14 protein-coding genes and 1 pseudogene are annotated in these 18,626 nt (G+C 73.1%); 5 read left to right on the top strand and 10 right to left on the bottom strand.

Annotation, left to right across the window (positions count from 1 at the left end; genetic code table 11):
- Positions 1-7: 7 nt before the first annotated feature.
- Entirely contained in the window at positions 8-418 is a 411-nt protein-coding gene (locus tag AB0O15_RS23005; RefSeq protein WP_364322120.1) for a YccF domain-containing protein, read from the top strand.
- Here AB0O15_RS23005 and AB0O15_RS23000 read toward each other — a convergent pair.
- The 4 genes from AB0O15_RS23000 to AB0O15_RS22985 are packed head-to-tail and all read right to left on the bottom strand — an operon-like array spanning position 405 to position 4,713.
- Complete coding sequence (locus AB0O15_RS23000; RefSeq protein ID WP_364321910.1) at positions 405-1,382, bottom strand: hypothetical protein; 978 nt, start codon at positions 1,380-1,382, stop codon at positions 405-407. The genes AB0O15_RS23005 and AB0O15_RS23000 overlap by 14 nt on opposite strands.
- On the bottom strand, positions 1,366-1,884 hold the full coding sequence (locus tag AB0O15_RS22995; RefSeq protein WP_364321907.1) for a hypothetical protein: 519 nt from the start codon (positions 1,882-1,884) through the stop codon (positions 1,366-1,368). Before AB0O15_RS22995 ends, AB0O15_RS23000 begins: the two co-directional genes overlap by 17 nt.
- The gene (locus tag AB0O15_RS22990; protein ID WP_364321904.1) at positions 1,817-4,015 is read right to left on the bottom strand and encodes a histidine kinase; all 2,199 of its coding nucleotides are present in this window, start codon (positions 4,013-4,015) and stop codon (positions 1,817-1,819) included. Before AB0O15_RS22990 ends, AB0O15_RS22995 begins: the two co-directional genes overlap by 68 nt.
- Positions 4,012-4,713: a response regulator transcription factor gene (locus AB0O15_RS22985; protein ID WP_364321901.1), complete on the bottom strand. Its 702-nt coding sequence runs from the start codon at positions 4,711-4,713 to the stop codon at positions 4,012-4,014. The genes AB0O15_RS22990 and AB0O15_RS22985 overlap by 4 nt, the downstream gene beginning before the upstream one ends.
- 147 nt (positions 4,714-4,860) lie before the next feature.
- Between AB0O15_RS22985 and AB0O15_RS22980 the strand changes: the two genes are divergently transcribed.
- Together AB0O15_RS22980 and AB0O15_RS22975 are read left to right on the top strand one after the other, a co-directional pair.
- The gene (locus AB0O15_RS22980; protein WP_364321898.1) at positions 4,861-5,502 is read left to right on the top strand and encodes a hypothetical protein; all 642 of its coding nucleotides are present in this window, start codon (positions 4,861-4,863) and stop codon (positions 5,500-5,502) included.
- Positions 5,503-5,566: 64 nt separating this feature from the next.
- On the top strand, positions 5,567-6,799 hold the full coding sequence (locus AB0O15_RS22975) for a caspase family protein (protein WP_364321895.1): 1,233 nt from the start codon (positions 5,567-5,569) through the stop codon (positions 6,797-6,799).
- A gap of 8 nt (positions 6,800-6,807) precedes the next feature.
- Here AB0O15_RS22975 and AB0O15_RS22970 read toward each other — a convergent pair whose 3' ends face one another.
- Together AB0O15_RS22970 and AB0O15_RS22965 are read right to left on the bottom strand one after the other, a co-directional pair.
- Positions 6,808-7,986 carry a LuxR C-terminal-related transcriptional regulator gene (locus AB0O15_RS22970; RefSeq protein WP_364321892.1) on the bottom strand — a complete coding sequence of 393 codons (1,179 nt, stop codon included), beginning with the start codon at positions 7,984-7,986 and terminating at the stop codon, positions 6,808-6,810.
- Positions 7,987-8,031: 45 nt separating this feature from the next.
- Positions 8,032-10,878 carry a BTAD domain-containing putative transcriptional regulator gene (locus AB0O15_RS22965; protein WP_364321889.1) on the bottom strand — a complete coding sequence of 949 codons (2,847 nt, stop codon included), beginning with the start codon at positions 10,876-10,878 and terminating at the stop codon, positions 8,032-8,034.
- Positions 10,879-11,148: 270 nt separating this feature from the next.
- On the opposite strand from AB0O15_RS22965, the gene AB0O15_RS22960 reads away from it, so the two are divergent.
- Entirely contained in the window at positions 11,149-13,977 is a 2,829-nt protein-coding gene (locus tag AB0O15_RS22960) for a M14 family zinc carboxypeptidase (RefSeq protein ID WP_364321886.1), read from the top strand.
- Here AB0O15_RS22960 and AB0O15_RS22955 read toward each other — a convergent pair.
- Both AB0O15_RS22955 and AB0O15_RS22950 read right to left on the bottom strand, forming a co-directional pair.
- Positions 13,890-15,326 carry an NAD(P)/FAD-dependent oxidoreductase gene (locus AB0O15_RS22955; protein ID WP_364321883.1) on the bottom strand — a complete coding sequence of 479 codons (1,437 nt, stop codon included), beginning with the start codon at positions 15,324-15,326 and terminating at the stop codon, positions 13,890-13,892. The two genes, AB0O15_RS22960 and AB0O15_RS22955, sit on opposite strands and share 88 nt — an antisense overlap.
- Before the next feature lie 133 nt (positions 15,327-15,459).
- Positions 15,460-16,292 (bottom strand): annotated as a pseudogene (locus AB0O15_RS22950) (DUF72 domain-containing protein).
- Positions 16,293-16,508: 216 nt separating this feature from the next.
- Between AB0O15_RS22950 and AB0O15_RS22945 the strand changes: the two are divergent.
- A complete protein-coding gene (locus tag AB0O15_RS22945; RefSeq protein ID WP_364321880.1) occupies positions 16,509-16,979 on the top strand; it encodes a nuclear transport factor 2 family protein in 471 nt (156 codons plus the stop codon).
- A 138-nt stretch (positions 16,980-17,117) separates the two neighbouring features.
- Here AB0O15_RS22945 and AB0O15_RS22940 read toward each other — a convergent pair whose 3' ends face one another.
- Positions 17,118-17,675: a hypothetical protein gene (locus AB0O15_RS22940; RefSeq protein WP_364321877.1), complete on the bottom strand. Its 558-nt coding sequence runs from the start codon at positions 17,673-17,675 to the stop codon at positions 17,118-17,120.
- A gap of 114 nt (positions 17,676-17,789) precedes the next feature.
- Entirely contained in the window at positions 17,790-18,623 is an 834-nt protein-coding gene (locus AB0O15_RS22935) for an ABC transporter permease subunit (RefSeq protein WP_364321874.1), read from the bottom strand.
- Between the last annotated feature and the right edge of the window lie 3 nt (positions 18,624-18,626).

Genomic DNA, 18,626 nt, shown 5'->3' with positions numbered 1-18,626 from the left:
TGCTGGGCTGGTGCGATTCCTTCTGAACGTTCTGTGGTTCATCTTCGGCAGCGGCTTCCTGCTGGGCATCGCGTACGGCATCGCCGCACTGATCTGCTTCCTGCTCGTGGTGACCATCCCGTTCGGGGTGGCCGCGGGCCGGCTGGCCGTCTACTCGCTGTGGCCGTTCGGGCGGACCGTGGTGCCCAAGCCCGGCGCCGGCGTCGCCTCCGGGCTCGCCAACATCCTGTGGGTGGTGCTGGCCGGGTGGTGGCTGGCCCTCACGCACATCGTCACCGGCGTCGCCCAGTGCGTCACGATCATCGGGATCCCGTTCGGCATCGCCAACTTCAAGCTGGTGCCGGTCGCCTTCTGGCCGCTCGGCCAGCAGGTCGTCGACGTCGACGACCTCGACCGCCGGATGGTCAAGGCAGCCTGATCCGCAGCGCGGCGAGCACGGCGCCGATCGGGTTGGCCAGCACGAACGCGTCCGTGCCGGCGAACAGCAGCCCGACCGGCGCCCGGTCCGGCGTCACGACCAGGCTGCCCGAGTCGCCGGGCCTCGCGGCCAGGTCGAGCACCAGCTGCCCGGTGAACCGGATCGGCCGCCCGCGCACCTCGACGACGATGTCGGCGTCCAGGTCCTGGACCCGCCCCTCGGTGATTCCGGTGCTACTGCCGTTCTTGCGTACGCGCTGAGCAAGCGTCGCCTCGCTCACCGGCCCGAATTCGGGCGTCTCGACCTCGACGTCCGGCGCCAGCCGGGCGAGCGCCGCGTCCACCCGGTTCGGGCCGTCCGGGCGCAGGGGCGCGGCGCGGGCCAGCCGGCCCACCACGTCATCCGGCGACGGCGGCCGGACGAGCCGGTTGCGCAGCCTGGTCCCCGGCGCCATCACGAGCACGTGGTGGTTGGAGAGCAGAAGTGGCCGCCCGATCCGTCCTTTTCCCTCGGTCGGCCCGGTCCGTCCCGTCCGTCCGATCCGCTCGGGTCTCGCGTCGAAGCAGACCGTCGCGATCGTGCCGCCCTCGTCGCCCGGGAAGCCGACCCGGTCGCCGCCTCCCAGCACGTCTTTTCCGCCGCCTCTTTCGCCGCTTTGCCTGCCGCCTTCTTCGCTGCCTTGACCGTCGCCTTGTTCTTCGCCGCCGGCCGGTAGCGCCCGGGCCGGGCCGGTCTCGATGACGTCGGTCGGCACGCCGTCCACCAGGCGCGGAACCGCCGCGGGCGCGACCAGCCCGGGAACCTTGCGTTCCACGTACACCTTGACCGCGAGATCCCCGGTCGGCCGCCCGCCGGTCAGCTGGGGTCCGGCAGCCGTACCGATCACGTTCGGATGGGCGAGCAACGCCGGCGAGTGGCGCCGCCGGGCCCGCGCCACCGCGTGCAGCTCAGCCGAATGCGGCATGCCACGCCGTGTGCAGCCAGCCACCCCGGTTCAACGCGACCGCGGTATCCGCCACCTCCTCGTCCAGCAGCGCCAGAATCTGCTCGGCCTGATCGGCGACGCTGCCCTGGGTACGCGGAACCCGCCGCCGATCCCGCCCCGCCACCAGCCGCGCCTCAGCCTCCGGCAGCCCCTCGGCCACCAGCGCGCCCACGGTGTGCCGCCGGTCGATCCGCTCGGCCGTGCGCAGGGCGGACTCCATACGCACGAGCAGATCCCGCTCCGCCACCCGCTGACCCGCCGGCGCGAAGCCATCCACCGTCCAGTGCGGCCCAACGGTCGGCTGGAGCCGCTGCCCGTCGACCCCGAAGAACTCCAGCGCCGTATGTCGCCCGCTCAACGGAGCCAGCCCACCGGCCAGATCGGCGGCAATGTGCTCACGCAGCCCCGCGGCGTCACGGCAGACGTGCAGGAACCGGTCGTTCGACGACAGCACCACGACCGGCCAGCTGACTTTCGGCATCGCTTTTCCCTTCCTCGTAAGCCGAATCCCGCGCGACGAAGCCCCGATCTCGTGCATTGGGGCCCGGGTCGCGGGCGGTGGAACGCGGACCACGCGCGGTGGACGCCGGGTCGCGGGCGATCGGCAGGCGCGCGACCACTCGCGTGCCGCGCGGTGACGCCGGACCGATCTCGCAGGTCCCGTTCAGTTCCTCGGCGCGCTCCCGCATCGACCCGAGGCCAACGCCGCCGGCGCTTTGCCCTGAGCACCCATACGCATCGCCGCGCCGGGCTTCATCGCGCTGCGCATCGCACTGCCGCAGGCCGACGCCGTCGTCGACGATGATCAACTCGAGTTCGCCGCCACCGCCGCCTCCCCCACCCTTGTGGGTGGGCAGGAATGTAGCGCCTGGGCCCGACAACTCCGCCGAGTTATCCACAGGCGGGTGGCGGCGGACCACAACCGAGCACGTCGTCCCGCCCGAGTGCTTGACCGCGTTGGTGATCGCCTCGGCCACGATCCGCAGCGCCGACACCTCGACCGCGGCGGGCAGCAGCCCCAGCGAAGCGGGACAGTCCACAGTGACGGTGAGTGGCCCCGACGACAGCCTCGACGCCGCGAGCCGCAACGCGTCCGGGAGGCCGCCGTCCAGGGCCGGCGGGTGCAGGGCGTCGACCAGGTGGCGCAGTTCGGCGCTGCACGAGGAGAGGTCGCTGACCAGCCGGTCGAGCAGGTCCTGGCCGGTCGGGTCGGCGTGCCGGCGGGCGGCGCGCACCTGCATGGCGATGCCGGCCAGGCCGGGGCCGAGGCCGTCGTGCAGGTCGGTGCGCAGGCGGCGGCGTTCCTCCTCGCGGGCGAGGACGATCCGCTCCCGGGAGCGCTGGAGGTCGAGGGTGAGCCGGTGCGCGTCGACGGCCACGGCTGCCTGCCGGGCCAGGGCGCGGAGCAGGCGCCGTTCGGAGCGGGTGAAGCCGCCGCCGGTCTGGCGTGGTGACACCAGCAGGGCGCCGACCTCCTGCCGGTGGGTGATCAGCGGGAACGAGATCGGCGGCACGGCCGGGCGACCGTGTTCGACCAGGGCGGAGGCGTGGCCGGTGATGCGGACGGCCGCGTACGGGACGCGCAGTTCGTCGGTGATCGCGGCGACCAGCCGGGGCAGCGCGGCGGCCGGAGCGACCACCTCCTCGAGGTGCCGGCCGAGGCGGGAGAGCACGGCGTACGGGTCGTCGCGATGCCCGTAGAGCAGGCGGTCGACGGCCCGCTGGAGCAGCCGCCGGACCGGTTCGAAGCCGGTCGCCACGAGGGCGGTCAGGGCCAGCACGGGAAGGCTGATTCCCTGGCCGAGGACCACGCCGACGATCAGGATGTACGCGGCGGTGACGCCGGCCGACATGACCAGCCAGACGAGCGCCCGGTTGACGTGCACGTCCAGGTCCCACAGGCCGAGCCGGAGGATCGCCACGGTCAGGGCGAGCGGCAGCGCCACCCCTTCGGCCACCCACGCCACGGGCACGCCGGCCGTGTCGAGGAGTTCGCCCAGCAGCACCGTGACGCCGGCCGCGCCCGCGCAGAGCAGCTGGCGGCGGACCGGGAGCGCGGCCCGGCGGAACCGGGCGACGAGGGCGCCCAGCACGACGATCATCCCGATTGCCGTTGCCGCGATGCCCAGCCAGGCGACCCGCAGCATGATCAGGGCGGGGCCGGTGAGGGCCGCGCCGGCGAGCAGCGGCCGGCCGCCGGGCAGGGCGGCCAGGGCGAGCGCGACTGCGGGGAGGAACGCCGTCACGGTCAGGGCGATGGCCGGCCCGCGCCGGAGTCCGCCGGTCGGGAAGGCCAGCAGCAGCAGCGGGATCAGCCCGATCGGCGGCCACCAGGCCCACTGCGCGACCCAGGCCGCGACCCCCAGCGAGGGCCAGCTGACCGCGAGCACGGCCAGGGTGGCGAGGGCGCCGATCGTGGTCATCAGCCGGCCGACCCGGTGGCCGGGCCGATGGGCCAGGATCAGCGCGCCCAGCGACGAGTAGGACAGGGCCATCGACGCGGGCAGCGCGAGCTGGGACAGGGTCGGCACCAGGCCGCCGCCGGTCCACTGGTGGACAAGCCCGGCCCCGACCACGGTCGCGGCGGCGGCGGGCACCGCGTACCCCCTCATCTGTGGTGACCTCGGGCGTCGACAACCGGGCCGAAGGGGTGGTGAACGCGGTCGTCGGAAGACGGGGCGGGGATCAGGCCGACGTCGCGGGCGAGCAGCGCCACCGCGAGCCGGTCGGGCACGGCCAGCTTGGCCAGCACCGCGGAGACCGCGTTGCGGACGGTCTTCTCGCTCACGCCGAGGACCCGGGCGATCTGACCGTTGGTCCGGCCGCCGGCCAGGTGCTCGGCGAGTTGCCGCTCGCGCGCGGTGAGCCGGTCGAACGGGGCGGGCGGACCCGTCGCGGCCGGGGCCGTCAGCACCGTGGCGGGAACGCGCGGGCCGAGCACCAGCCCGCCCTGGCCGACCGTACGCAGGGCGTCCACCACCGCGTCCGGATCGGTGTCCTTGAGCAGGTAGCCCCGGGCGCCCGCGGCCAGCCCGCGGCGCACGATCCGCTCGTCGCCGACCATCGTCAGCAGCAGGACCGCGGTCTCCGGGCGGTGGGCCAGGATCCGGGCGGTGGCGTCGATGCCGTCGCCGTCGGGCAGGCGGACGTCCATCGCCACGACGTCGGCCTCCCTGGCGGCCGGCACCGCCGCCGCCACCGTGTCCGCCTCGCCGACCTCGGCCACCCACGGCTCGTCGGCGAGCAGCGACCGCAGCCCGCGCCGGAACACCGGGTGGTCGTCCACGACGAGGGCCCGTACCGCCTGCACGGGCTTGACCGTAACCCCGCACGGTTGCCGCCGGTCCCGAATCGCCGCCGGATCGTCCCGTCGGCCGGGGGACGGATGACACGTACGGCCGGGACCGGATCGGTAGTTGCCTGAGATCGACCGCAACACCGACCCGAGGGGGACGAGATGACCACCACGTACGCCTACAGCAGCACCACCCGCACCAACGCCGAGGAGGTGATCCAGCGGCTCGGCGAGCTGCTGGCCGCCTCGGCCGGCTCCAGCCGCGACCTGGGCACCGACGTGCCGGCCACGACACCCGCCACGACTCCGGCCTCGGCGCCGGTCCCGGTGGCGGGTCAGCAGCCGCGCTGGCTGGTCCCGCTGATCGGCCAGCTGGCCCAGGTGGTCGCGCAGGCCGCGCCGGCCATCATCGACAGCATCGTCGAGAACAACCGCGACATCTTCGCCGAGGACACCCGCGACCCGAAGGTGCAGGAGCGGTTCTTCGGTGAGCTGTTCTCGGCCGTCATGCCGGTCGTGGCCCAGGCCGCCCCGGTCCTCGGCCAGCTCTTCGCCGGCATCCGCAGCGTGCCGGCCAACGACGAGGAGCTCCAGACGCGCTGGCTGATGCCGCTGCTGAGCACGGTGGTGCCGCAGCTCGTGCAGGCCGCGCCGTCGATCATCGAGGCGCTGACCGGCGGCCGGCGCTCGGTGGCGCTGACCGACCCGAACGAGGCCACCCGCTTCCTCGGGCCGCTGCTGGGCATGGCGATCCCGGCCCTGGTGTCGGCCGTGCCGGACATCATCTCGCTGTTCACCGACTGACCGCTGCGTCAACGCGGGCGGCGCTGCCCCGGGTGGCGCCGCCCCAACGGAAAGGAGAACGATCATGGCTCGAACACTTCTCCGCGGTCATCAGGGCGACGACGTGCGGAGGCTTCAGGAGCTGCTCCGGCAGGCCGGGTTCGATCCCGGTCCGATCGACGGCATTTTCGGTACGCGTACGGATGCCGCGGTCCGCGGTTTCCAGCGCGCGAAGGGTCTGGTGGTGGACGGGGCGGCCGGCCCGATCACGATGGCCGCGTTTTCCCCGAGAACCGCGAGGTCCCTGCACGTCGGGGTGAACGTCGTCGACCCGGGCGCGTACCCGATCCGGGTGCCCGAGCTGAAGGGCTGTGTGAATGATGCGAACGACATGCGGCAACTGGCCGTCGAGCGCGGGTTCGCGCCGGCCGTGCTGGTCGACGGACAGGCCACCGCCCAGGCCGTGGTGGCCGGGATCGGAGCCGCGGCGGACGAGTTGCGGGCGGGGGATTTCTTCTTCCTGACCTATTCGGGGCACGGCTCGCAGATGCCCGACCCGACCGGCGAGGAGCCGGACGGGCAGGACGAGACGCTGGTGCTCTACGACCGGCAGCTGCTGGACGACGAGCTGAGCGCGGTGTGGGCCCGGTTCCGGCCGGGTGTGCGCGTGCTGTTCCTGTCGGACAGCTGTCACAGCGGCACCGTGGCCCGGTCGGTGGACCTGGCCTACCGGGCGTATTCGGCGGCGACCGAGGAGACGGCCGACGGACAGCGAGAAAGAACGTTCGTTCTCGCTTCGGCGGCCGGGCTGCGTGACGCGGTCGACGCCGTTCTGGGGCCGGTCGCCGACGAGCTGTACGGGACGCGAGCATTCGGCGCCGAGGCGGCCGAGCGGCAGACCCGGCTGGCCGAACTGGTCCTGCCGGCGCTGCGGTCGACCGTGGTGGAGCCGGAGCGCGTCGACCTGTCCCGGGTGCCGACCACCCGCAACCTGCCGGCCGAGGTGCTCGCGGCCGACGCGGCCGGGCGGCGCGACGTCTACCGGGCGGCGAAACAGGCCGCCCGCGCGGTTCCGGCCGGCCCGGCGAGCGTGCTGCTCATGTCCGGCTGCCAGGACAACCAGCTGTCCCTGGACGGCACCCGCAACGGCCTGTTCACGCAGCGGTTCCGCGAGGTCTGGGCCAGTGGCGCGGCCACGACGTACCCGGACCTGCACCGCCGGATCGTCGCCCTGATGCCGCCGCAGCAGACCCCGAACCTGTTCTGGGCCCAGGGCCGCACCGACGAGTTCGAGAACCAGCGCCCGCTCACCCTCTGAGAGAAGTCTCAGGTCAACTGCCGCCGCATGGCCAGGCGGGTCAGCTGGACGCGGGAGTTGATGGCCAGCTTGGCGAAGACCGCGCGCAGGTGGGTGCTGACCGTGCTGGGGGAGAGGTGCAGGGTCGCGGCGGCCGAGCGGTTCGTGTGGCCGTCCGAGATCAGGGTGGCCACACGCTGCTCCATCGCCGTCAGGGTGGCCCAGGCGTTGTCCGGCCGGGGCGCCTCGGCCTCGAGCAGCCGGTTGAGCTCCTCGTCCATGGTGGACATCTCGGTGCCGGCGCCGAGGTCGATCGCGCTGGTCTGCAGGGTACGGCGGGCCGACGGGGTGAGGTCGTCGAGGACGGCGCGGCGCAGCCATGGGTGCCGGAACGCCGCGCCGTCCTCGCCGTCGGACAGCAGGCCCAGGGCGACCGCCTCGCCGAACGGGCCGATCAGGTCGAGCGGCTGCTCGTCCATCAGCAAGGCGATGTCGTCGAGCCGGATCGCCTCGCTCAGCACGGCCGCGGCGGTCACCAGGGCCCGGCACCGATCGGTGGCGTGGGCGAGCCGCCGCCGGACGTCGGCGCGCAGCCCGGCCGGGTCGTCCTCGATGATCCGGACGGCCAGGTAGGGGAGCCCGTCCGTCTCGGCCAGGCGGGCCCGCAACCCGGCGTCCGGCCGGTGCCCGAGCCGGTCGGCGGCGATCTCGGCCAGTGCCTCGGCGCTCACCGGGCCCAGGTCGAGCCGGCGGACGTCGGCGCCGGCGGGGAGCGAGCCGGCCAGCAGCCACCGCACCGGCGCCCCGGCCAGCCGGGCGGGCAGGGCCCGCAGCAGGAAGGCGCTCAGCGGGTCGGCGTGCTGCACGTCGTCCACCGCGATGAGCGCGGGCGCCTTGGCCGCCAGCACCGAGGCCAGCCGTTCGGCCAGCCACAGTGGCTTGTCCTGCAGATCGGCGAGGGCGTGGAAGCCGTCCGTGGACAGCAGCGGGCGCAGGGCCGGGGCCAGCGTGGCGAGCGGGGCGACCGTGTCGCCGGGGCGGGCGGTGGCCAGGGCGGCGTACCCGTCACCGGCGGCGTGGGCCACTTCGGCCCGCAGCAGGGCGGTTTTTCCGATGCCGGGCTCGCCGCCGACGATGACCACGCCGCGACCGGAGCGGCGGAGGGCGGCCTGTTCGGCGGAACGTCCACGAAGCTGAATGCGTGTCACTGCGCTTACTACGTAACAGGATTCGTACGGTTCAATCCCGGCCGTTCAGGCCACGTGCCGGAGGCGGTGGCGCAGGGCCTGGGCCACCGCGGTCTGCGCGTCCGAGGTCAGGTCGAGCGCCTCCCGCCAGGACCGCTCGGCGCCGGCCCGGTCGCCCGCGTCGCTCAGCGAGTCGCCGATCCGGGTGAGCACCTCGGCGGTCAGCGCCGGCGCCGACGCCTTCTTGAAACAGGTGACCGCCTTGCGCCACGCGCGTACCGCCTCGTCGTGCTTGCGCCGCGCCGCGTGCACCGAGCCGATCACCATCCACACGTCGCCGAGCCCGAACACGTCGTCGTGCCGGGCCAGGTCCCAGCGGGCGCGCTCGGCCAGATCGAGCGCCTCGTCCAACCGGCCCAACGCCACGCAGCTGTCCGCCCGCGTGGTCAGGCAGTCGGCCACCTGGAGACGTTCGCCCGCCGCCTCGGCCTCGGCGGTGCTCGCCTCCAGCACCCGCAGCGCCTCCTCGTGGCGGCCGCAGCCGCGCAGCACCATGCCCTGGTTGATGCCCACCCGGGACAGCTCGGCCGGCGAGCCGTGCCGGGCCAGCAGCTCGCGGGCCCGGCCGAGCAGGCGCAGGGCCTGGTCGTACTCCTGGAGGAAGTGGTGCGCGCCGGCCAGGCTGCGGCACATGCGCGCCTCGCCCAGCGCGTCACCGGCCCGGATCGCGGCGTCCAGCGCGACCCGGGCGGCGGCGGCCCAGTCCAGCGCCCGGCCGCTGCGGTCGAAGTACGGCTGGAGGCCGACCACGACCAGCCACGCCGGTCCGTGCCGGTCGTCCGCGGCGGCCAGCCCGACCAGCGACCCCAGCACGTCGCGTTCGGCGTCGAACCAGGCCCGCGCGGCGTCCCGGCCGGCGCCGTCCAGCGGGGTCGGGCCGGGCTCGGGCAGGACCAGCGGCTCGAGCAGGAAGGCGCGCCGGGCCAGCAGCAGCCGGTGTCCGGCCAGGATGGTGTCGCGGTAGAACGCGACGATGCGGTCCCGCGCCGCGAGCCGCTGGTCGGGGGAGTCGACGGCCCGGAAGAGCTCCCTCGCGTACGCCCACAGCAGCTCGTGCAGCCGGAACCGTCCCGGCCGGTGCTCGACCACCAGCCGGGCCCGTTCCAGCTCGCCGACCAGCGCCCGCCCCTCGCGCGGCGGCACCCCGGCCAGCGCCGCCGCCGCGGCCGTCGAGAAATCCGGGCCGGGATGGCCCGGCAGCATCCGGAACAGCCGGGCCGCCGGCGCCGGCAACGCCCGGTACGACCACGAGAACACCGCGCGCAGGTCGGTGTGCGGGTCTTCTGCGCCGAAGCCACCGAACCCGTCCAGCCCGCCCTGCGCCTCGGTCAGCTCGGCCGCGATCGCGGCCAGCGGCGTCTCCGGCCGGCTCACCGCCCGCGCGCAGACCACCGCCAGCGCCAGCGGCAGCCGCCCGCACGCGGCGATGATCGCGTCCACCGCCTCGGGCTCCCGGTCGGCCCGCGCGCCCAGCCGGTGCCGGATGCCGTCCCGGGCCTCGGCCACGCACGGCGGGTCGATCCGCATCGGGTGGGCGCCGGCGCCGGTCAGCAGGCCGGTGAGCCGGTTGCGGCTGTTGGCCACGACCAGGCAGCCGGGGGTACCGGGCAGCAGGTGCCGCACCTGTTCGGCGTCCCGGCAGTTGTCCAGCACGATCAGCAGCCGCCGGCCGGCCACCGTGCTCCGGAACATGCCGGCCTGGGCGTGCAGCTCGGCCGGCACCCGATCTTGTGGCACCCCGAGCGCGCCGAGGAAGCCGCGCAGCGCCTCGGCCGGGGTCATCGCCGGGCCCTGCTCGTCGTAGCCGCGCAGGTCGACGTAGAGCTGACCGTCCGGGTAGTTCGCGGCCACCTCGTGCGCCAGGTGCACCGCGAAGGTGGTCTTGCCGACGCCGGGCATCCCGTCGATGGCCAGCACGCCGCCGCCGGGCCGTTCGGCGATCGCCCGGCCCTCGGCCAGCAGCGCGGTGCGGCCGGTGAAGAACGGCTGGCCGGGCGGCAGCTGAGCCGGTCGTGGCGGGCCGTTCCGATCAAGATCAAGAGCCGGGGGCCGGGGTACGGCCGGAGCACGCGGCTCGAAGCGCTGGTGCAGCAGCCGGTCGTACGCCTCGCGCAGCTCAGGGCCGGGGTCGACGCCGAGCTCGTCGGCCAGCCGGGACCGGATCTCCCGGTACCGGTCCACCGCCTCGGCCTGCCGCCCGGTCGCGGCCAGGGCCACCAGCAACCGGCTCTGCAACCCCTCGTCCAGCGGGTGCCGGTCGGCCGCCTGCCGCAACGGGACCAGCACCGCCCCGGTGTCGCCACCGGCCGCCGCCGCGTCCGCCGCGGTCCGTACGGCCTGGATGTGTTCCGCCTCGAGCGCGGTGAACGCCGGGTGGTCCAGCGACACCGGTTCGAGCCCGGCCGCGACCCGCCCGCGCCACTCCCGCAGCGCCTCCTGCGACCGGCGCACCGCCTCGGCCGCATCGCCCCCGGCCAGCGCCGCCGCGGCCCGCGCGGCGGCCCGGCGGAAGGCCAGCAGGTCGAGCGTGTCCGGGTCGGCCCGCAGCCGGTAGCCGCCCGCCTCCCGGTGCAGGTAGGCGCCGGTGGACCGGGGCGGCAGGCCGGGCTCGAGGATGCGCCGGAGCGCCCCGATCTGCCGGTGGACCGCGTTGGCGGCGCTGGGCGGGGCGTCGGCCGGCCACAGCAGCTCGATCAGCTCGGTCATCGTGACCAGGCCGCCGGCCCGGGACAGCAGCAGCGCCAGCACCAGGCGCTGCTGCCGCGGCCCGAGACTCAGCTCCAGGTCGCCACGGGTGACGCGGACGGGTCCGAGCAGCGAGAAGCGGATCGCCGGGGCGTCGTCGGGGGCCATGCCTCCACGCTAATCCGATGCAGGTTCAACCAATAAGTTCCGAGCTATGAACTGCCCCGATGTCACGTGATCTTGGCGCGCCCGGCCATTCACCGCGTCCGGAGGTATTTGTCGGGAATCGTCCGTGCCGGTCGCCGGCCGGATCTTGCGGCGGCGACCATTCGGGCAGGAACGCGGGGACTGTCGGGACTGGACGGAACGCGGACTGAAGTTCCGGCGTGGCGGCCCGTTGCAGTCAAAGGACACATACCGACGTCACCAGGAGTCATTGTGAGACGTACGCTCGTGGCCCTCGCGGCCGCGCTCCTCCCGCTCGCCGGGGCGACCGCCGCCCAGGCCGCACCCGGAACCGGCGACGACCGGCTCCGCGTCTGGTCCGCCCAGGTCACCCCGGCCCAGGTCGACGACCTGGGCAAGGCCGGCGCGGACACCACCGAAATCGATCTGCCCGAGGGCGGCCGGTCCGGACCGGTCGAGCTGGTGCTCACCGGCAAGCAGGCCGACGGGCTGCGGGACCAAGGCGTCCGGCTCACCGAGCGGCGGGCCGCCGCCCCGGCCGGCCAAGGCGTGTTCCGGCCGTACAGCGGCAGCGGCGGCATCGCCGAGGAGCTGCGCGCGGTGGCCGCCGCGCATCCCGGTATCGCCAAGGTCGAGTCGATCGGCAAGACCCTGCGCGGCCAGGACATCCTCGCGGTCAAGGTGACCAGGGACGCCGCCGCCACGCCGGACGGCGCCCGCCCGGGCAGCTTCTTCTTCGGCGCCCAGCACGCCCGCGAGTGGATCACCCCGGAGGTCACCCGGCGGCTGATGCACCACGTCATCGACCAGTACGGCGCCGACCCGCGGATCACCGGCCTGGTCGACACCACCGAGATGTGGTTCCTGCCGGTCGCCAACCCGGATGGTTACGACTTCACCTTCACCGACGCGCCCGGCGCCCGGTTGTGGCGCAAGAACCTGCGCGACAACGACGGCGACGGCAAGCTCACCGTGGCCGACGGTGTCGACCTGAACCGCAACTTCGGCTTCCGCTGGGCCTGGGACGACGAGGGCTCCTCGCCGGATCCCGGCAGCGAGGGCTATCGCGGCCCCGGGCCGGGCTCCGAGCCGGAGAACGTCGCATTCAACGCCTTCGAGCGCCGGGTCAAGCCCGAGCTCGCGCTCAACATGCACTCGGCCCAGCAGGTTCTGATGTACGGCGTCAGCTTCCAGACGGCCACGCCGTCGCCCGACGACGTGCTCTACCGCAGCCTGGTCGGGGTGCCCGGCAACCCGGCGGTGCCCGGCTTCCGGCCCCAGGTGCTCTCCGACATCTACACCTCGAACGGCGACTCGCTGAGCAACTCGGTCAACGTCAACGGCGTACCCATGATCGCCGCCGAGCTGACCACCTGCCAGGCCGCGGCCGCCTCGGACCCGGCCGACGAGTGGACTCCGGACACCTGCCCGAGCATCTTCCACTTCCCGGACGACGAGAAGCTGATCCAGGCCGAGTTCACCAGGAACCTGCCGTTCATGCTCTCGGTGGCCGCGTCCACCGCCGACCCGGCCAACCCGAAGTCGTCGGTCGGCATCGCCGCCACCCCGCTCGCCGCCCACCCGTTCACCACCTCCTACGCCGCCGGCGCCCCGCAGACCGTCGCGGTGACCGCGGCCAGGTCGCTGACCGGCCGGAAGCTGCACTGGCGGGTGAACGGTGGCGCCGAGCGCACCGCCGCGGTCACCGCCTGGCGTGGTGGCGAGGTCTACGGCGGCACCGACAACCTCTACTACGACGAGTACCGCGGCGCCGTCACCGGCGCTCCGGGCGGCGCCACGGTCGAGGTGTGGTTCACCGGGACGGCGCACGGCAAGCGGGTGGCCAGCGACCGGTTCACCTACACGGTCGTGAAGCCCAAGCGTGGTGACGTGCTGATCCTGGCCGACGAGGGCGCGCCCGCGACCCGCGCCAAGCTCTACGCGGATGCGGTCGGCGGGGCGCCGGTCTGGGACGTGGCCACCCAGGGCTCGCCGGACGACCTGGGCGTGCTGAGCCATTACCGGGCGGTCGTCTGGGAGGTGGCGGCCGCGGCGGCGGCCCCGGGCACCACGCTGGCCGTGCGGGACTACCTCAACGAGGGCGGCAAGGTGGTCAAGGCCGGGCGGGCCGCCGCGGCGCACGAGCCGCTCAACTTCACCCGGGTCAACGCCGACGACTTCGCCCAGTACTGGCTCGGCGTGGACGCCCCGGTCACCTCGGCCGGCGCGACCGGCTTCACCGGCAGCGGCGTGCTCCAGGGCGCGTCGGCGACGCTGAAGGACCCGGCCGGCCCGGTCACCATGTTCAGCGCGACCGGCGACATCCTGCCCGGGATCCCGCGCGTCGCCTCCGCCTCGGCGGGCGTCTACCAGGGGCTGCGCGGGCCGTTCGAGCCGTTCGCCGGCAACGGGCAGGCCGCGATCGCGCACCGCGACAACGCGTCCGCGCGGCTCACCCGCACGGTCGACCTGACCGGCGCCTCGGCGGCACAGGACCCGGCGCTGACCATGGCGCTCTCCTACGACACCGAGCCCGGCTGGGACCACCTGGTGATCGAGGCGCGCACCGCCGGCGGCGACGACTGGACGACGCTGCCGTTCACCGGTTCCGGCACCGCCGTACCCGAGGATTGTGCCGTTCTGGTCGACCGCCACCCGCACCTGGCGCACTACCTGACGCCCGACGGCCCGACCTGCGCCGCGACCGGCACCACCGGCGCGTGGCACTCGGTCAGCGGGAGCAGCAACGGCTGGGAGCAGGTCAGCGTCGACCTGTCCGCCTACGCCGGGAAGCCGGTCGAGCTGTCCGTGACCTACCTCAGTGACGGCGGCACCGGCGGGCGCGGCGTCTTCGTCGACGACACCCGGGTGGTGATCGGCGGGACGGCCACCGCCACCGACGGCTTCGAGGCGGACCTCGGCGGCTGGTCGGCGGCGGCGGGCGAGTGGGGCCGGGCAGGCGCGGTGCTGCGCTCGTACGCGGCGGTCTCCACTCAGCGCACGGTCACGCTGGGCTTCGGACTGGACGACGTCGCCTCCGGACCGGCCGCGCTGCGGTCGGCACTCGCCAAGCTCGGCTGAGGTGCGAGGGGCCGCGGTGCGAACGGGTCGCCGTACTCGCGCATCGCGGCCCTGGAGTGCACCTGCTGAAGCGTGCTCACCCGCTCGGACCGGCCGCGACCGAGGAAACTGACCGCCCAGTGCAGCACCGCGGTCACCCGGTTCTTGAAACCGACCAGGTAGAACAGGTGCACGCCGAGCCAGACCAGCCAGGCCGGGAAGCCGGACAGCCGCACGCCGCCGATGTCGGCGACCGCGTTGAACCGCGAGATCACCGCCATGTTGCCCTTGTCGAAGTAGTGGAACGGCTGCCCGTCCGGCTTGCCCGCGAGGCGGCGCAGGACCTGCTTCGCCGCGTGCCGGCCGCTCTGGATCGCCACCTGGGCCACGCCGGGCAGCTGCCGGCCGTCCTTGCCGGGCAACGCCATCAGGTCGCCGACCACGAAGATCTCCGGGTGACCGGGCAGCGTCGCGTCCGGCTCGACGTGCACCCGCCCGGCCCGGTCGGTGGTCGCGCCGACCGCCTCGGCCAGCCGCCCGACCAGCGGGGACGCGGCCACCCCGGCCGCCCACACCTTGGTCATCGCCTCGAAGCGCTCGGGGCCGCGAACCGTCACCACGTCGACGCCGGTCTCGTCCACCCCGACCACCTTGGTGTCCAGCTCGACCTCGACGCCGAGCAGGTGCAGGCGGCGCAGGGTGGCCGTGGACAGCCGCTCGTCGAAGGTGGTGAGCACCCGGTCGACCGCGTCCACCAGCACGATGCGGGCCTGGTGGGGGTCGATGTGCCGGTACTGGCCGGGCAGCGTCCGGTGGGCCAGCTCGGCGATCTGGCCGGCCATCTCGGTGCCGGTGGCGCCCGCGCCGACGACCACGAAGGTCATCCAGCGTTCCCGGGCCGCGTCATCGGTCTGCACGTCGGCGATCTCGAACGCGTTGAAGATCCGCGCCCGCAGCTCCAGGGCGTCGTCCACGCTCTTCATGCCCGGGGCGTGCAGGGCGAACCCGTCGTGCCCGAAGTACGACTGGGACGACCCGGCGGCCACGATCAGGGTGTCGTACGGAACCGTGTAGCTGACGCCCGGCCCGTTCACCAGGACCTGTTTGGCGTCCACGTCGATGTCCTCGACCCAGCCCAGCCGTACGTCGACGTTGTCCTGGCTCTTGAGCACCTCGCGAATCGGGGGCGCCACCTCGCCCTCGCTCAGGATGCCGGTCGCCACCTGGTAGAGCAGGGGCTGGAACAGGTGGTAGGTGGTGCCGTTGATGAGGGTCACGTGCACGTCGGCCCGGCGCAGCGTCCTGGCCGCGAACAGACCCCCGAAACCCGCGCCGATGATGACAACCCGGTGCTGTCCCACTGCGATCACTTCCTCGTCCGTATGTCTCAACACCATCAGGACGAGCGGGCATCTGCCGTCGTGACGAGACCTGCGTCACCGCGTGCGTCGCGTTGGCTTCACCGCTGGCTTCACCGCTGGCTTCACCGCTGGCTTCACCGCGTCAGAACAGGGTCAGGGGCTCGTCCATCGGGTCGGGATCGGGCAGCGGCTCCAGCTGCGGTACGCGCTTGCGCACCGCCTCGTGGAACTGACGCGCGAGGGCCGGGGCGTCGACGTTGTCCGGCGTGTGGATGAAGACGGTGGGGGAGCGGCCCTCACGCAGCCACGCCTCGCACGCGTCGACCCAGCGCCGCCACCCCTGTTCCGTCCGGGCCGGGTCGTCCCGCCCCAGGTAGCGGACGATCGGGCCGGCGGTCAGAGCTCGGGTACGCAGCGGGGTACGCGGCTTCTTCGTCCAGGCGTCCCGCTCGGCGTCACTGGTCGGCGGCGTCCGGAAGAACTCGGTGGTGTCGAACGGAACCCACTCCGCGCCGCCCAGGGTTCGCTCCAGGTCCCGTTCGGGCTGCCCGTCGAAGAACGCCGGGTCACGCACCTCCACCGCGTACCGATGGCCGGCCGGCAGCCCCCGCAGAAAACGATCAAGGGCCGGCAGATCACCCGGCGCGAACGAGGCCGGCAACTGGATCCAGAGCGCGTGCAGCCGCGGTCCCAGCGGCTCGATCGCCCGCAGAAAGGCCCGCAGCTCCCCCTCGGCGTGCTGAAGCCGCCGATCGTGCGTGATGGTCCGCGGCAACTTCACCACGAACCGGAACCCCGCCCCGGTCTGCTCCGCCCACGAGGCAACGGTGTCCCGCCCCGGGGTGGCATAGAACGTGGTGTTCCCTCGACGGCATTGCACCAGCTCGCGTACGACCGCAGCTTGTCGCCGTCCGGCATGATCCGCCCCTGCCAGGCCTTGTGGGTCCACTGGGCACACCCCACGTGCAGTCGCATCCGCCCAGGTTAGGCAGCGAGGATCCGGCCCGGTCGCGCGGCCTCGGTCCGAAGCCGGCTGGTGCCGCGCCGCCCGGCGGCCTCGGCCCGGCCCGGCAGGTGGTCGCGCGCCCCGGTCGCGGCGCCACGGGCCTGGTCCGTTTGCGTCTCCTCTTGGGTCCGGGGTGGGACCCGCCGCACGTGCTCACGGGCGCGGGCGGCGGGTACTCTCGCGCCATGGCTGAGGATGCCCGCCCGCCGGTGCCGCCCTTCGACGAGACGACCGCGCTGCTCAAGGTGCAGGCCGCCGAGGATGGCTGGAACTCCCGTGATCCCCAGCGGGTCGCTCTGGCGTACACGGAGGATTCGGTCTGGCGTAACCGCGACCTGTTCCTGACCGGCCGGGCCGGGATCGTCACGTTCCTGACCGCGAAGTGGGAGCGCGAACTCGACTACGTGCTGCGCAAGAGCCTGTGGGCCTTCCACGGCAACCGCATCGCGGTCCGCTTCCAGTACGAGTGGCACGACGCCGCGGGCCAGTGGTTCCGCAGCCACGGCAACGAGAACTGGGAGTTCGCCGACAACGGCCTGATGCGCCGGCGCGAGGCGTCCATCAACGACGTGGCCATCGCCGAGTCCGACCGCCGCCTCCACGGCCCGCGCCCCGACACCGAGCGCGGCCCGGGACACGAGATCCCGCTGCGCTGACCCGGAGTTCCACGATGCCGTCACGCCGCCTTCTCGCCGTCCTCATCCCTCTGCTGCTCATCACCGCCTGCGACAGCGATGCTGTGGAGAAGGCGACAGCACCCACGCCGCGCGAGGCGGCCGGCTGATCAGAACGGCTCATTCCAAGCAGTACTTGTTGTTCCGGTCGGTGACGGTGAAAGTGTATGACCCCGTGACCGCGTTGGATGTCTCCTTGACGCAGGTGTCCTTCTCCGCCGCCTCGCGATACTTCCGCTTCGAGAATTCCTTCAGGAGCGCGATCTCGAAGGCCGCCCCGGCGCACCAGTAGGCCGTCCCGGAGAATTTCAGCTTCGTCGCGATCTTGTCGCACGCAATACTCGCACCGGCGTCCTTGAGCAGATCCCAGAAGCTGGTGTCTTCATTGGCCTCGTTGATGATCTTCACCGCGTGTCGTGAGTAGTAACTCGAACACGACACGATGCCGCAGTTGTTCTTGAACCAGGGCTTCGGCTTCAACGGCTTGCAACCGATGTAGAGCGCGACGGCGTAGTCCTGCTTCTCCTGCGAGGAGGCGAATTCGCCGGGCTTCGGAGGGCACGACGGAAGGTCAGCCCTCGCGAGAACGCCGGCCGACGCGGAAGCGGGGCTCGCCGCGGCAAGGCTCGACATGCCGATCAGAATGACCCCGAAAAGCGCCACGATCGTCCGACGCATACATTCCTCCGTGACCAATTGCCGGGGCATATTCTCCCGGAAACGCTAACGCGGCCGGGGCGCCCTTTTCCAGATCGGGTCCGGAAGAATACCCGTCCGAGGTGCTTGTCGCGGTCAGTCGGTGTCGTCCTTGACCCGGGCCACGAGCTGGGTCGGGTTGACGAAGCGCAGGGCGATGACCAGCAGGACCAGCATCATCGAGGTGTAGATGACGGCCATCGCGTCGACCGACTGCTGGGCTCGGATTCCGGCCGCGGACATCGTGTAGTACAAGGCGACGACCAGGGTCTGCGAGTCGGGGCCGGCGGTCAGGAAGGTCAGCTCGAACATGCCGACCGTGCGGACCAGGACCAGGATCGAGGCGGCCAGGATGCCGGGCACGAGCAGGGGGGCGAGGATCCGGGTGAAGACCTGACGGGTACGCGCGCCGCACATGCGCGCCGCGCGTTCGATGGCCGGGTCGACCTGCTCGATGAACGGGGTCATGGTCAGGATGACGAACGGGATCGACGGGACCAGGTTGGCCAGGACGACGCCGGAGAGGTGGCCGGCGAAGCCGTACTTGTAGAGGACCGTGGCCAGCGGGATGCCGTAGGTGATCGGCGGCATCAGGATCGGCAGCAGGAACAGCAGGTAGAGCAGCCGGCGGCCGGGGAAGGCGCGGCGGGCCAGCACGTAGGAGGCGGGCAGCCCGACCAGCACCGAGATCGCCACCACCAGCAGCGACACCTCCAGCGTCACGGTCAGCACGTCGAACAGGCCGAACTCGCGCCAGGCCTGGCCGTACCAGTCGGTGGTGAAGCTCTGCGGCAGCCAGCTGTCGAACCATTGCCGGCCGAACGAGCTGACCAGCACCGACAGGATCACGCCGGCCAGGTTGACGAAGAAGAACGCGACCACACCCCAGACCAGCCACGCGCCGGGGGAGGCGATGATGCGCCGCTTCAAAGG

Source organism: Actinoplanes sp. NPDC089786 (assembly GCF_040684855.1).
Lineage (GTDB): Bacteria > Actinomycetota > Actinomycetes > Mycobacteriales > Micromonosporaceae > Actinoplanes.
The sequence above is the reverse complement of the archived record's forward strand: the minus strand, read 5'-3'. Positions and strand labels throughout refer to the sequence as shown.